Annotated in this window: 20 protein-coding genes; 10 read left to right on the forward strand and 10 right to left on the reverse strand. The window is 72.0% G+C overall.

Features of this window, described 5'->3' with window-relative positions; translation table 11 throughout:
• The first annotated feature begins 125 nt into the window (after positions 1-125).
• Together ACIA73_RS17740 and ACIA73_RS17745 are read left to right on the forward strand one after the other, a co-directional pair.
• Positions 126-503, forward strand: coding sequence for a hypothetical protein (locus tag ACIA73_RS17740; protein WP_399439787.1), 378 nt, complete (start codon positions 126-128; stop codon positions 501-503).
• 125 nt (positions 504-628) lie between these two features.
• Complete coding sequence (locus ACIA73_RS17745) at positions 629-1,567, forward strand: YihY/virulence factor BrkB family protein (RefSeq protein WP_399439453.1); 939 nt, start codon at positions 629-631, stop codon at positions 1,565-1,567.
• Positions 1,568-1,627: 60 nt separating this feature from the next.
• Here ACIA73_RS17745 and ACIA73_RS17750 read toward each other — a convergent pair whose 3' ends face one another.
• On the reverse strand, positions 1,628-2,293 hold the full coding sequence (locus tag ACIA73_RS17750) for an alpha/beta hydrolase (RefSeq protein ID WP_399439454.1): 666 nt from the start codon (positions 2,291-2,293) through the stop codon (positions 1,628-1,630).
• A gap of 332 nt (positions 2,294-2,625) precedes the next feature.
• Here ACIA73_RS17750 and ACIA73_RS17755 point away from each other — a divergent pair, with 332 nt between their 5' ends.
• Both ACIA73_RS17755 and ACIA73_RS17760 read left to right on the forward strand, forming a co-directional pair.
• Entirely contained in the window at positions 2,626-3,537 is a 912-nt protein-coding gene (locus tag ACIA73_RS17755; RefSeq protein WP_399439455.1) for a helix-turn-helix domain-containing protein, read from the forward strand.
• Between the two features lie 78 nt (positions 3,538-3,615).
• Positions 3,616-4,464 (forward strand): carbohydrate-binding protein, encoded by an 849-nt coding sequence (locus ACIA73_RS17760; protein ID WP_399439457.1) that lies wholly within the window; start codon positions 3,616-3,618, stop codon positions 4,462-4,464.
• On the opposite strand, the gene ACIA73_RS17765 is transcribed toward ACIA73_RS17760, so the two are convergent.
• Complete coding sequence (locus ACIA73_RS17765) at positions 4,465-6,030, reverse strand: PTS ascorbate transporter subunit IIC (protein ID WP_399439458.1); 1,566 nt, start codon at positions 6,028-6,030, stop codon at positions 4,465-4,467.
• Positions 6,031-6,076: 46 nt separating this feature from the next.
• Positions 6,077-6,853, reverse strand: a complete 777-nt coding sequence (locus tag ACIA73_RS17770; protein ID WP_399439459.1) for a PTS sugar transporter subunit IIA — start codon at positions 6,851-6,853, stop codon at positions 6,077-6,079.
• Positions 6,854-6,990: 137 nt separating this feature from the next.
• Between ACIA73_RS17770 and ACIA73_RS17775 the strand changes: the two genes are divergently transcribed.
• A complete protein-coding gene (locus ACIA73_RS17775; protein WP_399439460.1) occupies positions 6,991-8,073 on the forward strand; it encodes a glutamate--cysteine ligase in 1,083 nt (360 codons plus the stop codon).
• A 343-nt stretch (positions 8,074-8,416) separates the two neighbouring features.
• Here ACIA73_RS17775 and ACIA73_RS17780 read toward each other — a convergent pair whose 3' ends face one another.
• On the reverse strand, positions 8,417-8,587 hold the full coding sequence (locus tag ACIA73_RS17780; RefSeq protein ID WP_399439461.1) for a hypothetical protein: 171 nt from the start codon (positions 8,585-8,587) through the stop codon (positions 8,417-8,419).
• A 145-nt stretch (positions 8,588-8,732) separates the two neighbouring features.
• Between ACIA73_RS17780 and ACIA73_RS17785 the strand changes: the two genes are divergently transcribed.
• Both ACIA73_RS17785 and ACIA73_RS17790 read left to right on the forward strand, forming a co-directional pair.
• Positions 8,733-10,142, forward strand: a complete 1,410-nt coding sequence (locus tag ACIA73_RS17785; RefSeq protein WP_399439462.1) for a glycosyltransferase 87 family protein — start codon at positions 8,733-8,735, stop codon at positions 10,140-10,142.
• Between the two features lie 136 nt (positions 10,143-10,278).
• Positions 10,279-11,700 carry a PP2C family protein-serine/threonine phosphatase gene (locus ACIA73_RS17790; RefSeq protein ID WP_399439463.1) on the forward strand — a complete coding sequence of 474 codons (1,422 nt, stop codon included), beginning with the start codon at positions 10,279-10,281 and terminating at the stop codon, positions 11,698-11,700.
• A 47-nt stretch (positions 11,701-11,747) separates the two neighbouring features.
• Here the strand turns inward: ACIA73_RS17790 and ACIA73_RS17795 are convergent, their stop codons facing one another.
• Positions 11,748-13,244: a hypothetical protein gene (locus ACIA73_RS17795; RefSeq protein ID WP_399439464.1), complete on the reverse strand. Its 1,497-nt coding sequence runs from the start codon at positions 13,242-13,244 to the stop codon at positions 11,748-11,750.
• Between the two features lie 348 nt (positions 13,245-13,592).
• Between ACIA73_RS17795 and ACIA73_RS17800 the strand changes: the two genes are divergently transcribed.
• The 3 genes from ACIA73_RS17800 (at position 13,593) to ACIA73_RS17810 (ending at position 17,350) form a co-directional block, all read left to right on the forward strand.
• Positions 13,593-14,717: an aminoglycoside phosphotransferase family protein gene (locus tag ACIA73_RS17800; RefSeq protein ID WP_399439465.1), complete on the forward strand. Its 1,125-nt coding sequence runs from the start codon at positions 13,593-13,595 to the stop codon at positions 14,715-14,717.
• 328 nt (positions 14,718-15,045) lie between these two features.
• Positions 15,046-15,309 carry a GlsB/YeaQ/YmgE family stress response membrane protein gene (locus tag ACIA73_RS17805; RefSeq protein ID WP_399439466.1) on the forward strand — a complete coding sequence of 88 codons (264 nt, stop codon included), beginning with the start codon at positions 15,046-15,048 and terminating at the stop codon, positions 15,307-15,309.
• 73 nt (positions 15,310-15,382) lie between these two features.
• Positions 15,383-17,350: an N-acetylmuramoyl-L-alanine amidase gene (locus ACIA73_RS17810; protein WP_399439467.1), complete on the forward strand. Its 1,968-nt coding sequence runs from the start codon at positions 15,383-15,385 to the stop codon at positions 17,348-17,350.
• A gap of 62 nt (positions 17,351-17,412) precedes the next feature.
• Here the strand turns inward: ACIA73_RS17810 and ACIA73_RS17815 are convergent, their stop codons facing one another.
• The 5 genes from ACIA73_RS17815 to ACIA73_RS17835 all read right to left on the reverse strand — a co-directional run bounded on the left by ACIA73_RS17815 (position 17,413) and on the right by ACIA73_RS17835 (position 22,909).
• Positions 17,413-17,910, reverse strand: coding sequence for a hypothetical protein (locus tag ACIA73_RS17815; protein ID WP_399439469.1), 498 nt, complete (start codon positions 17,908-17,910; stop codon positions 17,413-17,415).
• Positions 17,911-17,989: 79 nt separating this feature from the next.
• On the reverse strand, positions 17,990-18,799 hold the full coding sequence (locus ACIA73_RS17820; protein WP_399439470.1) for an alpha/beta fold hydrolase: 810 nt from the start codon (positions 18,797-18,799) through the stop codon (positions 17,990-17,992).
• A 164-nt stretch (positions 18,800-18,963) separates the two neighbouring features.
• Entirely contained in the window at positions 18,964-21,858 is a 2,895-nt protein-coding gene (locus ACIA73_RS17825) for an ATP-binding protein (protein WP_399439471.1), read from the reverse strand.
• A 226-nt stretch (positions 21,859-22,084) separates the two neighbouring features.
• Complete coding sequence (locus tag ACIA73_RS17830; RefSeq protein ID WP_399439472.1) at positions 22,085-22,603, reverse strand: DinB family protein; 519 nt, start codon at positions 22,601-22,603, stop codon at positions 22,085-22,087.
• 69 nt (positions 22,604-22,672) lie between these two features.
• A complete protein-coding gene (locus ACIA73_RS17835) occupies positions 22,673-22,909 on the reverse strand; it encodes a DUF397 domain-containing protein (protein ID WP_399439473.1) in 237 nt (78 codons plus the stop codon).
• Positions 22,910-22,916 lie beyond the last annotated feature (7 nt).

Raw genomic sequence — 22,916 nt, forward strand, 5'->3', positions numbered from 1 at the left:
ATCATTCTCCGTTCCGTGGACGCATCCCCAGGCGGGCCACCGGGCGCATCCCCACACGAATCCGTAGGTGAAGGACCCCCGTGAAGACCTCTGTACGGCTGCCCCGTTCCCCCTCCGGCTGGACCATGGCGGTCTTCGGTGTGCTCGCCACCTCGCTGGGGGTGGTGGGGCTGGTCGCCCCGGACGCCCAGCTCGCGATGATGGGCTTCGCGCCCGAGCCGGGCACGGTGCGGGCCGACAGCGACCGCACCCTGACGTTCCTGACCGCCTCCTCGATGGCGGCGGTCAATATGGGCGTCTACTACGTGCTGGCCGCGCTGTCCGACTGGAAGGCGTTCTTCCGATGGACCGTGCCGTTCCGGCTGCTGACCTTCACGGTCTTCACCCTGGCCGTGATCACCGGCAGGGCGCCGGCCGGATTCCTCGGGGTGGGCATCTGGGAGGGACTCGGCGCGGTGGCCACCGCCATGGCCTTGCGCTGGGAGACGCAGCGCGCGCAGTGAGCGCCGGTGGCCGAACGCGCCGGAATCCATCCGGAACGTATGGAACCACATGAGGAGAAGTACGACGCCGGGGTGAGAAGGTGGGGCAAAGCCCGAATGCCCGACCGATTCACGGAAGTACGCGCATGCCGAGTGAGCCCACCGCACCGCCCGCCGACCGGAGCGGCCCAGCCCCCGCTCCCGGTGCCCTGGCGCGCTGTCGCACCGCCCTGCGACGTACCCCCGCCTCGGTGTGGAACGACGACGTGTCCGACTGGGCGGCGGCGCTCACCTACTACGCCATCCTGGCGCTGGTGCCCGCGCTGCTCATCACGGTCACACTGATCGGCCTGGCCAATCCGGAAGCCACCACGGCCCTGATCCAGGACATCTCCGAGGTCGCCCCCGCCGAGTCGGGGGCGGCCCTGCGGGAAACTCTGGGGCACGCGGTGGAGGGCACCTCCGCCCTGTGGCTCCTGCTGTTGACCGGCACCGTCAGCTCCCTGTGGTCGGCCTCCAGCTATCTGGCGGTGTTCCGGCGTGCGATGCACGCCATGCACCATGTGAAGGACTCCCGGCCCGCGCTGCGCAAGGCGCACATCAACGTGGTGACCGCGATCTGTCTGCTGCTCCTGCTGCTGGCGAGCGCGGTGGCGCTGGTGCTGACCGGGCCGATGGCACGGGGACTCGCCGACTGGCTGGGCATGGGGTCGGTGGGCGAGGCGGTGTGGGCGGCGATGAAGTGGCCGCTGCTGGTGTGCCTGGTGACGATGCTGATCATGATCCTGTTCCACACCGGGCCGGCCGTCGCGAAGGGGGTCCGGCGGGCGCTGCCGGGTGGAGTGTTCGCCGCTGTCCTGTGGCTGACCGCCTCGGCGGGGTTCGCCTTCTACGCGACCAACATCGCCAGCTACAGCAGGCTGTACGGGTCGCTCGCGGGGGTGGTGGTCTTCCTGGTGTGGGTGTGGTTCGCGAATCTTTCGCTGCTGGCGGGCGCCCAGTTCAATGTGGAGCTGCGACGGCTGGACGGGCGAGGGCCGGGGCATCCGCATCCGCGCGCGGCGCGGCGGCCGCTGCCGAGCTAGGCGGGGGCGAGGGCCCGGGCAGGGCGGGGGCTGGAACAGGGGCTGGGCCGAGGCGCCGGGTCACACCTGGATTTCTGCCCCGGTGGGCTGCTTCAGTGCCGTTTCGACGGCGGGCGGCAGTGGGGCGAAGCCCAGCAGGCCGAGGGTGACGGAGGTGGCGAGCGTGTGCCAGGTGCCGGCCCGGCGGAGCATGGCGTGATCACCGCCGTCGATGCCCACCACGCAGGCACGGGCGTCGGCCCCACGGGCGCGGGCCGCGAATTCACGGGTCGCGCGAGGGCTGGTCGTACGGTCGCGGTCGCCGTGCAGCAGTACGAGATCGCGGCCCGCGAGGTGCTCGACGGGCTCGCCCGGCGGACACCACGGGGCAAGGCCCACGACGGCCCGCACCCGGGGGTGCCCGGCGATCCGCAGGGCGGCCCGGCCGCCCATGGAGTGGCCGACCAGGACCACCGGGAGCGGGCCGAGCTCGGCGACGAGGCGGTCCAGGGCACCCAGCGCGTCCTCGACCGGGTCGGCGCGGCTGCCGTTCCAGCCCCGGTGGCGGTAGACGGCGGTGCGTACGGCGAGGCGGTGGCTGCCCGCCGCGCGGCGGAGGGCCCGGCGGAAGGGGATCATCCGGCGGCCGGGCAGATTCAGCGGCGGGGGTGCTTCCAGACCGTGTTCACGGCCGCCGTGCAGCAGCAGGACCGCGGCCTCGGGGGTGCTGGTGGGTCGGGGGGTCATCCTGCCTCCGGTGTCCGGGTGCCTGTTGGTGGTAACGGCCTCGGGGCAAGAGCGCGCGGGCTCCCGAGGTCGTAGGTGCGTCCGGTGAATGCTGGTGGTGCACGCCCGCGTGGCTGCGTGTGGTGAGTGCCGAGTCTGCCCTGTGGGGAGCCGTAACCCGCACAGAGGGTTCGGCGCGGGCGGCGCCGTGGATGGGTCGGGGAGCGGACGGCCCCGTTCCCTCGGCAGCTTCGGCGTGGCATCGTGCATTGGTCCGGACCACTTCCGCCCCGCCGCCGCCCCGCATCGGCCGGGGACGGAGCCGAGCGCACGAGCTGAGGAGCGCGGCCCTGATGGAGACCGTGGAAAGTGCCGTGCCGCTGCACCGGCTCCAGGTGCCCGCACTTCAGCAACTCCCATTCGCCATGGGCTCGTTCGACGCGGTGGGCCCGTTGTCGAGGGCCTCCTTCCCCCACCGGCACACCTTCTACGAGATCGTCTTCGTGACCAGTGGCCGGGGCGCCCATGTGCTGGACCTCTCCCGCTGGGAACTGCGGCCGCCGCATCTGTGCTTCGTGATCCCCGGGCAGGTGCACTACTGGGAGAACGCCACCGATCTGCACGGCCGGGTCATCCTCTTCACCGAGGACTTCCTGCTCGACCATCCGGGCGACCGCGATCTGCTGCGGGGCCTCGGCGAGCGCCCGTGGTTCAGCCCGACGGGCGACGACGTGTCCGCGTTCGCGCGGCTGATCGCGGACATGGAGCGCGAGTACCGCACCGGTCAGTCCGGCTTCGCCTCCGTACTCCGCGCCTATCTGCACGTCCTGGTGGTACGCGCGTCCCGACTCACCGGGCCCGTCCCGCCGCGGCCCGACCCCGCGGGGCGTCCGGCACTGGTCACTCAGGAGTTCGTGCGGTTGCTGGCGCGGCCGGGGCCCGAAGTGTGGGCGGTGCGGTCGTGTGCGGCCCGGATCGGGGTGAGCGTCGGCTATCTCAACGAGGCGGTGAAGCAGACCACAGGGCGCACCCCGGGGCAGCTGGTGCGCCAGGTGCGTACGCACGAGGCGAAACGGCTGCTGGTCCGGACCGAGTTGACGGTGCGACAGGTGGCGGCGGAGGTGGGCTTCGACGACCCGGCGTACTTCTGCCGCTTCTTCCGCCGGGAGACCGGCCTCAGTCCGGGCGCTTTCCGGCGCGGCAGCGGTGCAATGCACCACGACTACCGGGTTGGGTCCCTCGCACACCCGGAGCTGCCGTCCTAGGTTCGACGGAGGAGCTCCGGAGCGCGCCCGGAGCCCCAACTCCCCATGCATCCACGATGACTTGGAGCCGTCCCCACCATGGACCAGTCCGACTCCACGGAGCCCACCCCCGACTCCCCCACCGCCTTCCGCCCGTCCCGCAAGACCGTGCTGAGAGCCGCGCTCGCCGCGGGCGTGGCCGTGCCGGTCGCCCTGGCCGGCGTACCCGCGCTCGCCAGGACCGCCCGCGACGGCGACGCACCCCCGCAGCTCACGCCGGAGTGCGACGACGGGGACGACCCGACCCCGCCGCAGACCGAGGGCCCGTACTTCAAGCCGAACTCGCCGCTGCGCACCTCGCTGCTCGACGGGAACCCGCCGGGGACCCGGCTGACCGTCACCGGGTACGTCTTCGGGCTGGCCTGCCGGCCGATCGCCAACACGCTGCTCGACTTCTGGCAGGCGGACGTCAACGGGGCGTACGACAACACCGGTTTCCGCTTCCGGGGCCATCAGTTCACCAACGCACAGGGCGCGTTCACCCTGACCACGATCGTGCCCGGCCTCTACCCGGGCCGCACCCGGCACATCCACGTCAAGGTGCAGGCCCCGAACCGGCCGGTGCTGACCACCCAGCTGTACTTCCCGAACGAGCCGCGCAACAACACCGACAGCATCTTCGATGCCCGCCTGCTGATGACCATGCGCACCAACGGGCCGACGAGGGAAGGGAGTTACGACTTCGTCCTCAATGTCCCGCAGGGTCCGGGGCCCACCGATCCGCCGACCACCCCGCCGCCGTCGACCGGCACCTGGAAGGTGGGCACCGCCTACCGGGCCGGTGACCGGGTGACGTACGACGGCCGCTCCTACTCCTGTCTCCAGGCCCACACCTCGGGTCCCGGCTGGGAGCCGCCGAACGTGCCCGCGCTCTGGCGCGCGGGGTAGCTACTTCCCGCCGGGCCTCGGCGGCGGCGCCGGGGCCCCGGCCGGAGGGGCGATGCGGGGGTACGTTCCGGTGGGCGCTGCGGCGTCCTCCGGGGCGGGCGCCGGCTTGGTCTGCACGCCGAGGATGGCGTCGCGTTTGGCGCCGGGGTCCCAGCCGGTCTCCACCACCCGCTTCTGCATCAGGATCGCGCCGCCGAGGATGATCGCGCCGACCACCAGCATCAGGATGATGGCGCCCGTGCCGCCCACCTTGGCGACATTGCCGATGACGGAGCCGAACCAGCCGAAGTCGGCGTCGCCGAAGGTGGTGTTGGCCTCGCCGAAGGCACCGAGCACCTTGAGGAGGAGCGCGGGCAGGAAGGTGATCAGGACGCCGTTGAGGAAGGCGCCGACGACCGCTCCGCGGCGGCCGCCGGTGGCGTTGCCGTAGACACCGGCCGCGCCGCCGGTGAAGAAGTGCGGGACCAGACCGGGCAGGACCAGGGCGAGGCCGAAGGCCGGGTTGAAGATCCAGGTGAGCAGTCCGAGGCTGATCAGGCCGCCGATGAAGCTGGAGATGAAGCCGATCAGGACGGCGTTCTGGGCGTACGGGAAGACGATCGGCGCGTCCAGGGACGGCACCGCGCCCGGCACCAGCTTGTTGGCGATGCCCTGGAAGGCGGGGACCAGCTCGCCGAGGATGGTGCGGACGCCGAAGAGGATCACGGCGACCGCGATGCCGAACTGGAGGCCCTGCATCACGGACTTCATCAGGTAGTTGCCGACGTCGCTGGCGGCCGCCGCGTCGACGCCGAAGGCCTTGAAGGCGGTCTCCTGGCCGACCTTGGCGAGGAAGACGACGGACATGATGACGTAGATCAGCACCATGGACAGGGCGGTGGCGACCATCGAATCGCGCAGGAAGCGCAGGCCCTCGGGGAGGTTCATCTCCTCGGTGCTGCGACTGCGCTTGCCGACCAGCTGACCGGCCGCGCCCGCCGTGATGTAGCCGGCGGTGCCGAAGTGGCCGATGGCGACGCTGTTGTTGCCGGTGACGCGTTTGGTCCAGGGGTGCGCGAAGGCGGGCATCGCCACCAGGAGGATGCCGAGGAGCACGCCGCCGACGATGACCACGGCGACGGATCCCTGTCCCGCGGTGGCCAGCACCATGGTCAGCAGGGTCGCCATGAACAGCATGTGATGGCCGGTCAGGAAGACGTACCGCAGCGGGGTGAAGCGGGCGAGCAGCAGGCTGACCGCGAAACCGACGATCATCAGCCAGGCCACCCGGGCGCCGTACTCCGCCTGGGCGATGCCGACGATGGCCTCGTTGGTCGGGATCACGCCGTGTGCACCGGTCGAGCCCTGGATCATCTCCCCCAGTGGTGCCAGGGAGTTGACGACCAGGCCGGCTCCCGCACCGATCAACAGGAAGCCCAGCGTCGCCTTGATGGCGCCGCCGACGATCTGGCCCGCGGACTTGCGCAGGGCGATCAGACCGACGGCGGTGATGATGCCGATCAGGTAGGCGGGTTGGCTGAGGACCTCGTTGACGAGGAATGTGGCGAAGGATACGAGCCAGTCCATGTGCGGCCTCTCGATGAGCGGACGTCAGCCTGCGGTGGGTCCGTGGTCAGACGTCGTAGGTGTCCCGGAGTACGCCGTCGACCTCCGCGGTGCTGGTGAAGTCCTCCACCACCTTCACCGGCACCCCCACGTCGCCGAGCGTCCTGGCGATCTCGCGGGAGGTGAGGATGGCGACCGCCTCGGACGCCTTGCCCTTGGCGGAGATGGTGTCGGTCGCCTCGACGTTGACGTAGCGCGACCAGTTCCAGCGGTCCAGCACCTGTTCCAGGGTGTTCTTGAGGAAGAGGCTGGTGCCGACGCCGTTGCCGCAGACGGTGAGGATCTTGTGCACCGCGGGCCCGGCGGGTGCCGCCTGGGCGGGAGTACGTACGTCCTGCTGCCCGGCGAGTACGGCGTGCAGTGCCGCTGGCGTAGGCGCTTCGTGCAGGGCACGGGAGGTCTCCGGGTCGGCGAGCAGCTTGGCGAGGGAGGCCATCGCGGCGGTGTGCGCGGCGGCGTCCTTGGCGGCCAGGGCCACCACCAGCTGTACCGGGTCGTTGCTCTCGTGCCCGAACTCCACCGGCTCGGCCAGCCGCAGCCAGGACATTCCGGTTCTGCGTACGGCGGGGGAAGGGCGGGCATGCGCAAAGGCGAAACCAGGCGCGATGACGATGTACGGACCGTTCTCCTCCACGTTCCGGATCATCTCCGCGGTGTACGCGGCGGTGGTGACCCCGGTGGCGACGAGAAGTTCTCCCGCGTCCCGGACCGCTTCCTTCCAGTCCGTCGCGGAAACGTCGAGCCGTACCGCTTCCGCCGGAAGTAGATCACTCAGTGCCGACATGGATCCGATATTTGCACAGTCGTGAACATGCGGCACGGCCAGATCACCTGGGTAGAGAAAGAGGGCACTCGTGCCTTCATCACCGTTTTCACCCATGTCCACCATTTCGAGAAGCCGTTTCGAGAAGGGCCAACCGCATGCGAAGTGTGGGAGTGGAAGAGGAGCTCTTACTGGTCGACGACACCGGGCAGCCACGTGCGGTGTCCGGGGTCGTGCTGGCCGCCCTGCCCGACGGGTCGACCCTGGAGAAGGAACTGCACCGGGAGCAGCTGGAGATCGCCACCCGGCCCCGGCACACCATCGAGGGGCTGGCGGCGGAGTTGCGGCACTGGCGCGGCGAGGCCGCGGCGGGGGCGCGCCGGGCGGGGGCCGAGCTGGCGGCCCTGGCGACCTCGCCGCTGCCGGTGGACCCCTCGATCAACTCCGGGGACCGTTACCGCAGGCTGGAGGAGGAATTCGGGCTGACCGCCCTGGAACAGCTGACCTGCGGCTGTCATGTGCACGTCGCCGTCGAGTCCGACGACGAGGGGGTGGCGATCCTCGACCGGATCCAGCCGTGGCTGCCGCCGCTGCTCGCGCTGAGCGCCAACTCGCCGTTCTGGCAGGGCAAGGACACCCGGTACAGCAGTTACCGCAGCCGGGTATGGGGGCGCTGGCCGTCGACCGGGGCCACCGAGAGCTTCGGCACCGCGAAGGACTACCACCGCCGGGTGCAGGGGATGCTCGCCACCGGCACCCTGCTCGACGAGGGCATGATGTATTTCGACGCCAGGCTGTCCCGGCACTATCCGACCGTCGAGGTACGGGTGCCGGACGTATGCCTGGAGGCCGACGACACGGTGCTGATCGCGGCACTGGTACGCGCTCTGGTGGAGACGGCGGCCCGGCAGTGGGCCCAGGGCGGGCCCGCGGACAGCACCGGGGTGGGGCTGCTGCGCCTGGCGTCCTGGCGGGCGGCCCGTTCCGGGCTGTGCGGCGAACTCGTCGATCCGCGCTCGCTGACGCCCGCTCCAGCCGAGACCGTCGTACGGGCGCTGCTGTCCCACGTCTCGGAGGCGCTGCGGGACATGGGTGACATGGATCTGGTCGAGGACCATCTGGACGCGCTGCTCGCCCGGGGGAACGGGGCACATGTGCAGCGCGAGCTGCTGCGCAGGACGGGGGACCTGCGGGCGGTGGTGGAGGAGTGCGCGCGCCGGACGACGGAGGGGCGGGGGTGAGGGGGGCGGCGTGAGAGGAAGACGGCACAAGGAGGGGGGGGGGGGGGGGGGGGGGGGGGGGGGGGGGGGGGGGGGCGGGGCGCGGGGGGGGGCGGGGGGGGGGGGGGGGGGGGGGGGGGGGGGGGCGGGGCGCGCCGCCGGCCCCGCCCCCCCCCCCCCCCCCCCCCCCCCCCCCCCCCCCCCCCCCCCCCCCCCCCCCCCCCCCCCCCCGGTCTTCTGCCGGTACCGCTGTATGCGTACATCTCTGCCGGTCCGTCCCCTCGGTCCGCTCGGTTCAGTCCGCTCGGTCCGCGTCCACTCAGACCGCTCGGTCCCCTCGGTCCGCTCAGTCCGCCCGGTCCGCTCAGTCCGCCGGCTCGTCGACGGACGTGTTGCCGGGGTGGGCGTCCTCGTGGCCCGGCCCGTCCCCGGACGGTCCGGGCCGGTCGTCGTCCGAGCTCGCCTGCTGGTCGGGCAGGTCGCGGGGAATGCCCGGAGGCTGTTCTTCCGGTCCGTCCTGGCGGCGGTCGGTCATCGCGGTCTCCTTCTCCCGTGGGCGGACGCTGGCAGTGCGGCAGGTACCCGACCCACCGGCAGCCATGCACCGGACTCCCCGACGACCGGCAGCGAACCCCTGACCTGGCGTTCTGCTGTCCCGGCCGGACTCGTAGAGTGCGGGAATGCCCAGTCCCCGCACGAGCAGCACCGCCGGCACCTCCACCGCCGGCACCCCCAGCACTCCCAGCACCGGGGAAGGCGCCGACGCGGTCCGCCCGCGCTCACTTCCCGCCCGCCTCGCCCGCAGCCCCTGGACCCTGGTGGCCGTCTGGGTGCTGACCAGGCTGTGGCTGGTGCCCGCCGCGCTCAAGCTGCCGCCGCTGGACGGGGACGGCACGCTCGACCCGTCGGTGGACAAGGTGTACCGGGGCTGGTTCGACGTACTGGCCTCCGGGGCCTTTCCCGCGCACGACGTGAGCTGGCAGTACCCGCCGGGCGCGGCGCTGCCGATCCTCGCGCCGGGGCTGCTGCCGTCGCTGGACTACGGGCTCGCCTTCATCGTGACGGCCGCGCTGGCCGATGCGCTGGTGGTGGCGGGGTTGCTGTGGCTGGCGGTACGGCGGGGGCGGTCGCTGGCCGGGGCATGGCTGTGGACCGTGGCGCTCGCGGTGCTCTCGACGATGCCGTGGAACCGGTTCGACCTCCAGGTGACGGCGGTGGCGATGGCCGCCCTCGCGGTGGCGGCGTCCTCGCGGGCCTGGGCGGACAAGGCGTTCGGGGCGCTGGTCGCACTCGGAGCACTGATCAAGGTGTGGCCGGCGCTGCTGCTGGTGGGCACCGAGCGGGCCCGCCGCACCCGGGTCTCCTGGCTGTCGGCAGCCGTCGCCGGGGCCGCGCTGCTCGCCGTGTTCGCCCTCGCCATGCCGCACGCGCTCTCCTTCCTCACCGCCCAGAAGTCGCGCGGCATCCAGATCGAGTCGGTGGGCGCGCTGCCGTTCCACGTGGCGCGGCACTTCGGGTGGAGCGGCACCTGGAAGGCGAAGGACGGCTCGCACGAGTTCGTCGGCCCGTACGTGGAGAGCGTCTCGCTGGTGATGCAGTGCCTGACCGTGCTGGCGCTCGGCTGGCTTCTGTACTGGCGGCTGCGTTCGACCCGCGGCGCGCCCTGGCTGCTCCCGGACGCGGCACTGACTGCCGTACTGCTGTTCGTGGTGACGAGCCGGGTGATCAGCCCGCAGTATCTGGTGTGGCTGGTGGGTCTGGCCGCCGTCTGTGTGCTGCGGCGGGAAACCTCGCAGCGGCCGGTTGCCTGGCTGATCCTGGCGGCCTGCCTCTTCACCACCCTCGGATTCCCTTTGCTTTACCGGGAGTTGAGGGACGACGCCGACTGGTTGGCGATCGCCAACCTCTTCGTACGGGATCTGCTGCTGGTGACGGCGGCGGGCCTGTCCGCCGTACGGCTGTGGCGCGCGGGACGCAAGGGGCACACGGGGCGCTCACACGCGGCGGCCTTCGGCATATGCCAGATGCACCACCGGATCGAGTGTTGCCAAACGCCTTACGGGCCCCCGCTCCCTGTGCCAAAGTCTTAACGGTCGACTTCCTCCAACCGCGCCTGCGACCGCACGAAGACCCGACACCAGGCCCGGCACCCGGGCCCGACAGAGCGAGCACCCGCCAGACCCAGCACCCGACTGACCCCGGCCGCGCCTGCCCACGGAGAACGCCATGCCGCCCCCACTGTTCGCGGACCGTTCCGCGCCGCAGCCTCCCGAGCGGGGCATGGTCGACGCACTGATCACGCAGACCCGTCGGCTGCGCGGCGACATGGACGCGGTCCGCCGGGACGCGGCCGTGGACGAGGACGACGCCGAGGTGCGCTGGCAGCGGGCGTTGTGCGATCTGGCAGTCCATCAACTCGACGATCTGGGCGCCCACTTGGGACAGCTCAAGGACGGGCTGCCGTCCCTGCCGATGGATCAGCTGGCCAGCGTCGCCTTTCCGGGGCCCGCGCCCGTCTCACTGCTCTCCCGCGTCGGCAGCGCCGAATGGAATCTGCTCACCGACCAGGTCAACTGGTCCGACGAGCTGTACGAGATCTTCGGGCGCACGCCGTCCAGCGGCCCGCTCTCCCTGGACGAGCTGCCCTCGATGCTGCTGGCCGAGGACCAGTGCCTGCTGACCGCGATGGTCACCGACTGCCTGGTCGACGGGAAGCCGCTGGACGGCGAGTTCCGCATCGTGCGGGCCGACGACGGCGAGGTCCGCACCCTGCACATGATGGGCGAGCCGGTCCTCGACGACGATGGCGGTACGGCCTCGATGTGGGCGGTGCTGCGCGACGTCAGCGCCTTGCGCCGCACCCAGCGCGCCGTACACGAGAACCAGGACTCCCTCCAGCGCGCCCGCCAGTTAGCCCAGGCGGAGCGCAAGGTGGCCGTCCAGCTCCAGGAGGCGGTCCTCCCTTCCTGGCGCGGCGCCGCCCCCCTCCCGGTCGGCGGCGCACTCGACCTGGCCGCGTACTACCTCCCCTCGGCCGGCGGCGAGCTGGTCGGCGGCGACTGGTACGACGCGCTGGAACTGCCCGACGGCTCGTCACTGCTGACCGTCGGCGGACTGACCGGGCACGGTGTGACCGCCACCTCCTCCATGGCGATGCTGCTCGGCGCACTGCGCGGGATGGCGCTCGCCGGGGTGCGTCCGGGCATGCTGATGGGACACCTCAACCAGCTTCTGGAGACCTCCTCGGCGCAGCCCTCGCTGGGCAGCGCCCTCTGCTGTCAGTACGACCCCGGATCCCGCCTCCTCACCTGGGCGCAGGCCGGACATCCGGCCCCGCTCCTCTTCCGTGACGGCGTGGGCCGTCCACTGACCCCACCCAGCGGCATCCTGCTCGGTGCGACGCCGGGTGCGACGTACGAGCAGGCCGAAGTGACCCTGCGCCAGGGCGACTTGCTGCTGCTGCACACCGACGGTCTGTCGCGGCGCAGCAGTACCGACCACGAGAGCCGGGGCAGGCTGCTGTCCCTCGCCCCTCGGCTGACCGACGCCCGCAGCGCACGCGACTGCGTGCGACTGGTGCTGGAGGAGTTCGGCGAGACGCAGCGCGAGGACGACGCCTGTGTGCTGATCGCCAGGATCGGCGGATAGCGGCTACCGGCACCGGGTGGTCCGTTCCGGCAGGTACGTGCCGGAACTCAGACGGCCGAGGTCCCCTTGGCCGATCCGCCTCCCACCTTCTTCGGCATCACGCGCTCCAGGTCCCTGCGCAGGTCATCGATCATCGGGTAGTCGGCGTACTGCGCGGTGAGCCGGTACATGTCGCGCAGCCGGTCCCAGGTGCGGTGCGAGGAGGTCTCCCCCATGGAGTGCAGGGCGAGCTTGGCGTATCCGGCAGCCTGGTCGGGGTCGTTGCCGATGAAGCACGCCGAGGCCATCGAGATGTGGTCGAAGAGCTTGGAGCGCTGACGCCCGTCGGGGCGCAGCTGGAGGGCCAGCCTGGCATGGCGTTGCGCCATGGCGACGGCCGACGGTTCGTGCTCGGCGAGCGTACGGAACGCGAGGGCCTGCATGCCGTGCAGGTCGGCCTCGTCGAACATCTGCATCCAACTGGGCGGCGGCACATCGCCGTTGTCGGAGACGAACAGCTCCTCGGCCTCACCGAGGGTGCGCCGCATGGCCTGCCCCTGCCCCATCGACGCCTGCGCCCAGGCCTCGATGGTGTGCAGCATGGCGCGGGTGCGCGGCAGGGTCTGCTCGCCGGAGCCGGACTTGGCGAGCTTCATCAGGTCCAGTGCGTCGTCGGGCTTGCCGAGGTGCACCATCTGACGGGCCGCCCTGGAGAGCGCTTCGCCGGCGCGCGGGCGGTCGCCGCCCTCGCGGGCCGCGTGCGCGGCGATCACGAAGTACTTCTGGGCGGTGGGTTCCAGGCCGACGTCGTGCGACATCCAGCCCGCCAGGACCGCGAGGTTGGCGGCCACTCCCCACAGCCGTCGTTGCAGATGGGCGGGTTGGCGGTAGGCGAGCATGCCGCCGACCTCGTTGAGCTGGCCGACGACGGCCTTGCGCTGGAGGCCGCCACCACGTGAGGCGTCCCACGCGCGGAAGACGTCGACCGAGCGCTCCAGGGCGTCGATCTCCTGCGACCCGACGGGGGCCGCTTCGTACAGGTCGTACCCGGCGCGTTCCACGTGCAGGGGGTCGTTGAGCCGCGGCCCCTCGGCCGCGAGTGAGGGGTCGGAGTGCAGCCAGTCGTGCATGGCGCTGGTCAGTGCGGAGCCGGCGGCGAGCGCGGCGCCCGCGCCCACCAGGCCGCGTCGGTTGAGCATGAGGTCCATTCCCGTGAATTCGGAGAGGATCTCGGCCAGTTGCTCGGACGTCCACGGCATGCCGTCGGGGTTGTCTGTCTTGCCCTGAGTGCGGCGTACCGTGCGGCCAGAGCGAGCGAACCCGAGGTCCTCGATGGTCACGACACGGCCGAGCCGCTCGGTGAACAGAGCTGCCAGCACCCTTGGTACCGGATCGCGGGGGGACTCCCCCATGTCGATCCAGCGGCGGACCCGCGAGGTGTCGGTGGCCAGTTGCGGATGGCCCATGGCCGCCGCCTTCCGGTTCACCATTCTGGCGAGTTCGCCCTTGGACCAGCCGGTGAGACCAAAAAGGTCGTTCAGGCGGGTGTTGGGTTCTCCGGTCACGTCAAGCCCCCAGGTTCTCGGCTGACTTGACATTAACCCGCCGCGATATGCGGTGCGACTATTCGCCAGGGTTCGCCAGGGTGCGCCACATGGTGTGCCACCCGCGGCCGGTGGTCAGGTAGGAAAGCGCCACCCCGGCTCGGCAACCGGCTCGTACTCCCCAGGGTGCGGACCGTGTGCCGGGGCGGGGAGCGCACCGCACGGAGCAGTCGAAGAAGAAGAGCAGTACCGCCACAGAGCAACACGGCTGCACATGCGACACCGCCACACGGCTCCACCGCTCCACATGCAACACCGCTCCACAGCTACAACGCAACTCGTCGGCGCACGAAGGGACCCGTACCGCCCATGTACACAGCATCGTCCTCCGTGTCCGCCCCGCCCCGGCCGCACCGTCCGCTGATGGCGGGCAGCGGCCCGTACCTCGATCCCAACCACGCCGCCGCTGCGGTGGGCACCGGTCGGGCGCGGCGTGCGGCGGGTCCCGGAACCCAACCGCTCAGCGGGAGAATCGACTTGTCCGGCCCTCAGGGCGCCCAGCTGCGGATGGCGCTCCAGTCGGTGCACCGGATCTGCCCGGAGTTCCAGCCCGTTCAGGTGTTGCGACGCAGCGGACGTTCCGTGCTGCTGGTCGGCCAGACCGGGCGTACGACCGCGGTCGCGAAGTGTTTACTCGATCATTCCGATCAGTGGACCGAGCGGTTCAGGCACGAGATAGCCGCCTATCGCGCCTTCGTCCGGCACCGCCCACCGGTGCGGGTGCCACGGCTGATCGCCGCGGATCCCGACAACTGCACACTGGTGATCGAGCGGATGCCGGGCCGGGCGGCGGCCCTGACGCGTCACCCGGCCGAGGCTCCTCCGCGTGCCGATGTCAGGGCCGCCCTCGGCGCGATCGACAAGCTGAACCACTGGCGGCCGCCGGCCGAGATGTTCGGCCAGCCCCTCAACTACGGCAAGCGGCTCACGGACTTCCACGCGCTGGGCCTGCTCACCGACCGCGACCTGGGTGACCTGCAAAAGCTGCTGCACGGCATCTCCAGGTCCTCGCTCCCCTGGCAGTTCTGCCACGGCGATGCCCTGCTCTCCAACATTCTCCTGTCACCGGCCGGTCCAGTGCTGGTCGACTGGGAACACGCGGGCTGGTATCTGCCGGGGTACGACCTGGCGACCCTCTGGATGGTCCTCGGCGACGCCTCCCCCGTCGCCCGACGGCAGATCAGCCAGCTGGCGCAGGCCGCGGGCACGGCGGCCCGGGACGCCTTCCTGGTGAACCTGATGCTGGTGACGACCCGGGAGGTCCGGTCGTACGAGGCGAAGGTGCAGCGCACCATGCGGGAGGCCCCGCCGGTCTCCACTCCGACCTCGGCCGGGCTCTCCCCCGGTGAGGAGCAGCGGCTGCTGCTGCGGCGGTTGCACGACGACTGTGCGCTGGCCCGTCGGGCGGTGCGCGCGGCGGTGGGCACCCGCTGAGCGGGGCGCCCGCAGGTCGTGGGCTTCCCGCCGGCTCGGCGGGCGCGGGCCGGCGGGGGTGGAGGGGAAGCGCGGAGGGCAGTACCTGGGCGCGGGTACTGCCCTCCGCGCTGTGCGGGCGTCGCCGTGCGGACCGCACGGCCGGGCACGGCGGGCACCGGCGTGCCCGGTCGGGACCAAAGCCCCTCCCCCGTCCGGGACCTTCGTCACCAACTGCTCCGATCAGGCACTCTCTTCCCGCCGCCGATGGTTTCGGGGGCACCTGCGGGGAAAGCCGGAGAAAGCCCCGGCCACCGCCGGGGTGCTTGTCGCACGGAGGTTGAACACAGTGGGCATCATCGCTTGGATCCTGATCGGACTGCTCGCCGGAGCCATCGCCAAGGCCCTGATGCCGGGCAAGGACCCTGGTGGCTGCCTGATCACCATGCTGATCGGCATCGTCGGCGGTCTGCTCGGCGGCTGGCTCGGCAAGGTGATCTTCGGGGTCGAGTCCATCAACGGCTTCTTCTCGCTGTCGACCTGGATCGCCGCGGTCGTGGGTTCGGTGATCGTGCTGATCCTCTACCGGATGGTCAGTGGGCGCAGGGGCTGAGGCTGCCGCTGCGAGTACGCCGACGGGCCCGGCTCCGTACCTCTTCAGCGGGGTACGGGGCCGGGCCCGCCGCATGCCCCGTCCGCCCGCGCCACGCGACGGTTCCGGGCGCGGCCTCCGCGGTCCGGGGCGGCACGGTGGGCATCATGAGCGATTCCGGTTGCCCGATCCGTCCCCGGAGGTCGCCTTGCACCTTTCCGCCATCAGGACGGGGGGCGCCGCGGCGTCCACCGCCCTTCTGCTGCTCCTCGCCCCGCTGCCGTACGCCACCGCCGCGCAGGAGCCGTCACCCGGCACCCTGCAGCAGGAGTTCGACGCCGCCGCCGCCAGGTACCGGGTTCCGCCGAGTGTGCTGCTCGGGGTGTCGTACCTCCAGTCACGGTGGGACACGCATGCCGGAGCGCCGAGCGCGACCGGCGGGTACGGACCTATGCACCTCACCGACGCACGGAGCCGTTCTCCCCAACTCGCCTCAGGGGACGGGATGTTGGCTCAGGCGGCGACGCTGACCGGGATGCCCGTCGAGCGGCTGCGGAGCGATCCGGCGGCCAATGTGCGCGGTGGGGCCGCGCTGCTGGCCGCCGCCCAGCGGAAGGCGGGCGGGGAGCTGAGCGAGGATCCGGCCGACTGGTACGGGGCGGTGGCGCGGTTCGCCGGTTCCGACGACCCGGCGGCGGCACGGGCGTACGCGGACGAGGTGTTCTCGGTGATCCGGGCGGGGCAGCGGCGTACCACCGACAGCGGTGAACCCGTCGCGCTGCCCGCCGCACCGGCCGTCGCGACCCCCGTCGCACCCCGCAGCGCACCGGCGAACGGCGTGGTCGAGTGCCCCCTCTCGGTGTCCTGCACGTGGGTTCCGGCGCCGTATCAGAAGATCAAGGGCAGCAAGGACGACGACTACGGCAACCATGATCCGGCCGGCCGTCCCGACGCCCTGGACATCGACTACATCGTGGTGCACGACACCGAGGGTTACTGGCAGCCCGCGCTGGACCAGGTGCAGGACCCGACAGGGGTGTCCTGGCACTACACACTGCGCCCGACGGACGGGGCGGTCGCCCAGCACGTGCGGACCAAGGACGTGGCCTGGCACTCCGGCAACTGGTACGTCAACACGAAGTCGGTCGGCCTGGAGCACCAGGGCTTTCTGACCGAGCCGGACGCCTGGTACACGGAGGCGGTGTACCGGTCCTCGGCCCGTCTGGTGCGGCACCTGGCCGCCAAGTACGGCATTCCGCTGGACCGCCAGCACATCATCGGCCACGACAACGTCCCCGGCGCGCTCCCCGCGACGGTGCGCGGCATGCACACCGACCCCGGCCCCTACTGGGACTGGGCGCACTACTTCGAGCTGCTGGGCGCCCCCTTCACCGCCAAGGCGGGCCCGAGCGGCGAGGCCGTCACCATCCGTCCCGACTACGCGGAGCATCGCCCGGCCTTCACCGGCTGCGAGCGGAAGAAGCCCACGGCAGCGCCCTGCCCCGCGCACGGCTCCGGTGCGGTCCGCCTGCACACCGCGCCGGACCCGGCCGCCCCCCTGGTCAAGGACATCGGTCTGCGCCCCGACGGCAGGGGCTCGACGACCGGCGTCAGCGACACGGGCGCCCGTGCCTCGACCGGGCAGCGATTCGCGGTCGCCGGGCGGCAGGGCGACTGGACGGCGATCTGGTACCTCGGACAGCGGGCCTGGTTCCACAACCCGGCCGGCCGGCCGGCCGCCGTCAACGCCGCGGCGCCGCTGCTCACCCCGCGCGAGGGCCTGAAGGCGATCCCGGTGTACGGCAGGGCCTACCCGGAGGCGTCCGCGTACCCGGCGGGCATCCCCGTCCAGCCGGTGGTCCCGCTGGCGTACCGGATCCCGGCCGGGCAGCGGTACGTCGTGGGGGAGCGCACCCCCGGCGAGTACTTCTTCGCGAAGGAGTACGGGAAGCCGGGGCGGGTGGTGCGCGGCGGGCAGATCTACTACGAGATCCAGTACGGGCACCGCATCGGGTACGTGAAGGAGTCCGACGTACGGCTGCTGGGACCGACGCGGGACTGACCGGTGGACCGGGGCGGTCGCCGGCCCGGGGCGAGCGCAGGACCGCTGCCGGTGGGGCGGGCTCAGCCCTGGAACATCTCCGCGGGCAGCGGCTTCAGCAGTGCGTAGAGGTCGTCCGTGATCGGACGGTCCCAACTGGCAATGGTGACAAGGACGTTGTCGCTGCGGTCGAACTGCACGCAGGAGATCCGGCTCTCGGAGAGCTTGAGGCGGCGCACGATCAGCAGGTTGTCGCCCTGCATCACGGGGACGTCCTCGGTGGAGACCACCTCGACCTCCTCCTCGTTCTCCAGCGCGAGCAGCAGCTGGGCGACCTCGAAGGGAACCTGGCCCTCGGCGAGCTCGCGGGCCGGGGACCCCTCGGGCAGGTTGCCGATGATCATCGCGGGACCGCGGCCGCCGAACAGGTCGTACCGGAGGAAGACGCCCTGGCAGCTGCCGTCGGGGGCGGGCAGCAGCCCGGCCCCGAGGTTGCCCGGCCAGTCGCCCGGGTCCATCGCGAGGACGTCGAATTCCGGGCCCGCGGGCGTGGCGGAGGGGCGGCGGCGGAGGAAGGACATGCCGACATGGTACGTGGCCCGGGCGGGCCGGGGACAAGCGGAGGTGGCCGGGCTGTGGGGTGCTCCCGGAGGCTGTGCCTCAGGTGTGTGCGGGGCCGGGCGTCTCGGGGCCCGGCGCGATCCGGTGTCCCTCCCCGTTGGCCGCGCCTACCAGGACTTCGGCGAGCCGGTCGGGGACGGACAGCATCGGGTAGTGGCCGGTGTCGAGCTCGAAGAAGGTGACGCCGGGGTCGGTGAGCTGCTGGAAGCGGGGGTGCCCGGTGGCCACGATCTCCTCGATCGCGGCGATCGAGGCGCGGCCCTCGCGGGTACAGAGGATGCCGGTGACGGGCGGGCGGGTGCCTTCGCCGGTCAGGTGCGCCGGCTGGGTGAGGGTGGCCAGCGGCTGAGGTGCGGCGAGCTGTTCCAGGCGCTTGAGTGCATCGTGGCCGACTCCGGCGAGGGAGCCCCAGAGGAGGGTGTCGGACAGGTCGGGGACGGGGAGGCGCCAGCCGTCGTGGTCGGCGGCCCTGCGCTGGATGCGGGCCCGCCACTCGCCGTCGGGGATCTGGTCGAGGACGGACTCGCCGTCCTCCGGAATCGGCGCGTCCAGGCAGATGAGCCTGCTCACCCGGCCGGGGCGGCGGCGGGCGGCGCAGAGGGCGGGGTGGACGCCGTAGCTGTGGCCGACCAGAACGCACTCGGGGCTGTCCAGATGGTCGAGGGTTTGCGCGACGTCCTCGGTGTGGGTCTCCAAGTCCGTGGTGGGGGTGGCGAGATGACGTCGGTCGCCGAGGCCGGTGAGGGTGACGGCGGTCGCCTCGTGACCCTGCCCACGCAGGATGCGGACGGTGTCCTGCCAGATCCAGCCGCCGGTGTAGCCGCCGTGCACGAGAACGAAGTGGGTCATGGGGGATCACTCTCCTGTGGTCGGTGGGATCTACGGCCGGTTGAACGGCATGCGGGGTTCCGCTTCACGGGCGCGGCACCGCCGCACGGACCGGGCCCGTGAGGATGGGCCTGGCCCCCGAGGTATGGGTCGCTTCCGGTGCCGAGCAGTGAAGCGGCCCGGATTCATGGGATCAGACCGGCTTTCGGGCTCGGGCCGGCCTGCGGGCTCAGTGCCTCGCGCAGGCCCACCCGCCCCGTCCCCAGTTTCCGGTAGACCGACGACAGCAGGCGGTGGACCTCTGACACGTCCGTGTCGAGCGCGGCGGCGACGGACGCCGCCGATTCGTCGCGGGCCGTCATGACGGCGGTCGTGCGCTCGCATGCGGTGAGGGTCAAGGTGTCCGCGTCGGTGCCGCGCAGCCGCCTCGGCCGCAGGCCCGCGGCGGCCAGTTCCTCCCGTGCCTGCTCGGCCAGTGCGTCGGCCCCGCACTGCAGGGCTCCTTCCAGTGCCCGGTACAGGTACTCGCCCGCTTCCTTGGCCCTGGCGGAGCGCCGCAGCTCGCGCCCCAGCGCGTACAGCGAACTGGCCAGTTCGTGGGCGGCCGGTGACGCCTCCAGATACGTCACCGACTCCTCCAGCAGCTTCACCCGCTCCGCGGGTCCCGCCGACACCTCGGCCGCCACCCGCAGCGCCTGCCCGATCGCGGACGGGGTGCCCGTCTGGCGGGCCCTGGCGACGGCTTCGCGGGCGGTCTCCACGGCTGCCTCGGGTGCGGTGTGCACCTCGGCGAGCGCCAGGTGCAGCTGCCACGGGCACCACCACGGGTTGCGTATCCCCCGGGGCTCCAGCCTCCGTCCCGCCGCGGCGAGTTCGGTGACGGCGTCCTTGGTGCGCCCTTGCGCGAGCAGCAGCGCCCCGTACACCGTCTGGGAGTCGGGGAAGGTGACGGCGGCCGGGAAGGGCTCGTGGAAGCCGTGCTCCCTGGCGACGTCGGCCGCCTCCTCGACGCGCCCCCGGGCCAGCAGCACCTCGACGAGCGCGCCGACCCCGTACCACTGCACGGGGGTGCGGACCCCGGTGCGCGCGGCCAGCCGCACTCCGGCGCGGACGAAGTCCTCCGCCTCGACGAGCCTGCCCCTGCGCAGCCTGATGTAGCCGAGCAGGGTGTACGCGAAGGAGAGGTGCGCCCCGCGCCATCCCTGGCGCTCGAACTCGGCGATGCCCGGGGTGAAGAGTTCCTCGGCGCGGCCCGGCCGGTCGGCGTACATGAAGACCAGCGCGGACAGCACCGGCACTTCGAAGCCGCGGGTGTCGTCCGCCCAGCTCAGGCCACCCGCCAGCGCGCGTTCGGCGTGGTGGGTGGCGATGTAGGAGGGTTCGCCGCGCAGGGTCGCGTCCCAGGCGCGGAGCCCGATGATGTACCGCTCGGTGACGTCGCGGCCGGTGAGCCGGTCGGCGAGGCGGGCGAGCCTGCGGGAGCGGGCGGGCGAGTCGGGTTCGTCGGCCCGGAAGGCGTCCCACATGAATTTCTCGGCCTGCATACGCAGCCGGGTCCGCGCGTCGGTCGCCGTCCGCGCCTCGTGCTCCAGGGTCTCGCAGGCCTCGGCGAGGCGGTCGCTGTGGGCGAGGACCTGGGAGAGGCGGTAGACGATGCCCTGGCGGAGCGCCGGGTCGGAGATCGGCTCCTCCAGGGCGGCACGCAGGTGGTTGACGGTGGTGGCGGGCTCGGTGAGGAGCGAGGCGCATCCCAACTCGAAGAGCACGGAAGCCCGTTCGTCGAGGGGAGGGGGTTCGCGCAGAGCACGGGCCAGGGAGCGGCGGGCGGCTTCCGGGGCTCCGGCGCGGAGCGTTTCGCGGGCGGCGGCGCGCAGGTGCTGCACGGTCCAGGCGTCGCCCTCGGGGTGGGTCTCCTGGAGGTGGCGGGCGGCGGCCGCGGAGCCCAGCCCGGCGTTGACCACGCACCAGGCGGCCTGCCCGTGCAGGGCGACCCGGAAGGCGTCGGGGATGGCCCGGTAGATGGCGGTGGCGATCAGCGGGTGGACGAACCCGAGGGTGCCGTCCGGGGTTTCGGGGCCGGTGAGTATGCGCGCCTCGCGCAACCGGTCGGCGGCGTCGGCGGCCGCTTCGGTGCCGAGTCCGGCCAGGTCGGCGGCCAGGTCGGGGGCTATCTCCGTACCGAGGACGGCGCACGCCCAGGCGTACCGGACCGTGGCGGTGCCCAGCCGCTCCAGCCGGGCGACCAGTCCACTGCCCTTGACCGCGGCGGCGATGTCCCGCACCAGGTGGACGCCGGCCTCGGTGGGGGCGAGCCCCCGGTCGTGGCACTTCGCGGCAAGTTCCACCGTCTCGAAGGGGTTGCCGCCGGTGACCGACCAGCATTCGTGGCAGAACGCCTCGTCGGCGTCCGCCCCGAGCCACTCCCGGACGACCCGCCCGGTGGCGGCGGGGGTGAGCGGTTCCAGGCCGAGCGGACGACGTCCCGCCCGCCCCGGCAGGGACCTCAACTGGCTTGCGTGTTCCGGGAGTTCCTCGGGTCGGTAGGCGACGACGAGGAGCATCGGCAGATCCTCGACGCGCGGTGCGAAAGCGGCCAGCCAGCTCAGCGACTCGGGGTCCGCCCAGTGGGCGTCGTCGACGACCACGACCAGCGGTGCCTGCTGTACGGCGAGGTGGGTGAGTACCCAGTCGAGCCCGTCCCGCAGTCCCTGAGGGTCGGGCGGGGACCCCTCGGCCAGCGTGCACAGCCCGAGTGCGGGGCCCACGATGTCGTACCAACTGCCCAGCCGTGAACGGAGTTCGGTGTCGGACTCCCCCGCCAGCTGCGGTTGCAGGAGCTGCCGGGCGACATGGAAGGCGACGTTCTGTTCCTGGTCGCCGCCGCGCGCGGACACCACGGTGCAGCCCTGGGCCGCGGCCCGGCGGCGCACCTCCGCGAGGAGTGTCGTCTTGCCGAGCCCCGCGTGCCCCGCGACGGCGAGCAGCCCACCGCTCGGGGGCTCCCCGTGCCCGGCACGCAGGCCGGTGAGGGCGCTCAACGCGTCGTCGACGGCGGTGAGTTCGTCCTCTCGCTCAAACATTCTGCGTCCGGTCGCGCCGGTGCTCCGCGGCATGGTCACACCCCCACAAACTCCGGGCGTGCGCCCGGCGCGAGAGGGCGTCGGCACGGTCGGACCGGAGGCGTTCCAGCATATGCCCGGAGATCCGGGGAGGGTATGCGATCCCCGGTGTTGCTCCCTCGGCGCAAACCGGTCCGTTCCCCCACCGGCGAGGGCCGGTGGGGAGCTCACGCACCGCGCGGCAGGGTCAGTGCTTCCCGCCGCTGCGCAGCACTCCCCGTACGTACGCGGCCTGACCCGCATGCTGAAGGTCGTCCGCGAGGACGCTGATCAGCCGCACGCCGAGCGTCACCGGCGGATTCCACCCCTTGTCGACGACCCGGTCGAGATCCTCGTCGCCGACGCCGGCCAGCTGGGCCAGCGTCCGCGCGTGCACCGCGTCGTAGTACCCGAGCAGCTGGTCCGCCGAGGACACCCGTACGGCGGACATCTGTTGCGGCGTGTGCCCGTACCCGGTGTCGCCCGGCTCCAGCGGCAGGGCGAACCGGGCGTCCCAGCCGTCCGCCGTCCAGACCTGCTCGTGGCCCGCGACCTCCGCGACATGGTCGTCCTGCACCCGGGTCAGATGCCACACGAGCCATCCCACGGTGTTCGCCCCGTCCCACGGCTGCCGCGACAACTCCTCCGCCGACAGCCCCTCGACGGCCTCGTGGACCACCTCGCGGATCCGTTCGAACCCCTCGGCGAGCACCTCACCGGTACGCATCAACAGCCTCCGAAGAATCGGCCCGCAGCCCGCTCCCTCATCTCCTCAGGTCCCCGGCCCCGCAGGCCCTCAGGTCAGATCGAAAGCACCACTGCGCGCATTGAGCACGAACGCACGCCACTCGGCAGGATTGAAGATCAGCGAAGGACCTCCGGGACTCCCCGCGTGACGCATCGCGATAAACCCTTCCACGAAGGCGACCTGCGCACCACCGGTCCCCCTGCCACTGGACTGCCAGTTCGCCCCACTGAGATCCAGTTCCGGCTTGACCCACCCGGCCGGCCCCTGCTGCGTGCTCGTCGCCACGTCGCGC

Origin of the sequence: Streptomyces sp. NPDC051561, assembly GCF_044454195.1 — a bacterium.
In the GTDB taxonomy this organism is placed as follows: domain Bacteria; phylum Actinomycetota; class Actinomycetes; order Streptomycetales; family Streptomycetaceae; genus Streptomyces.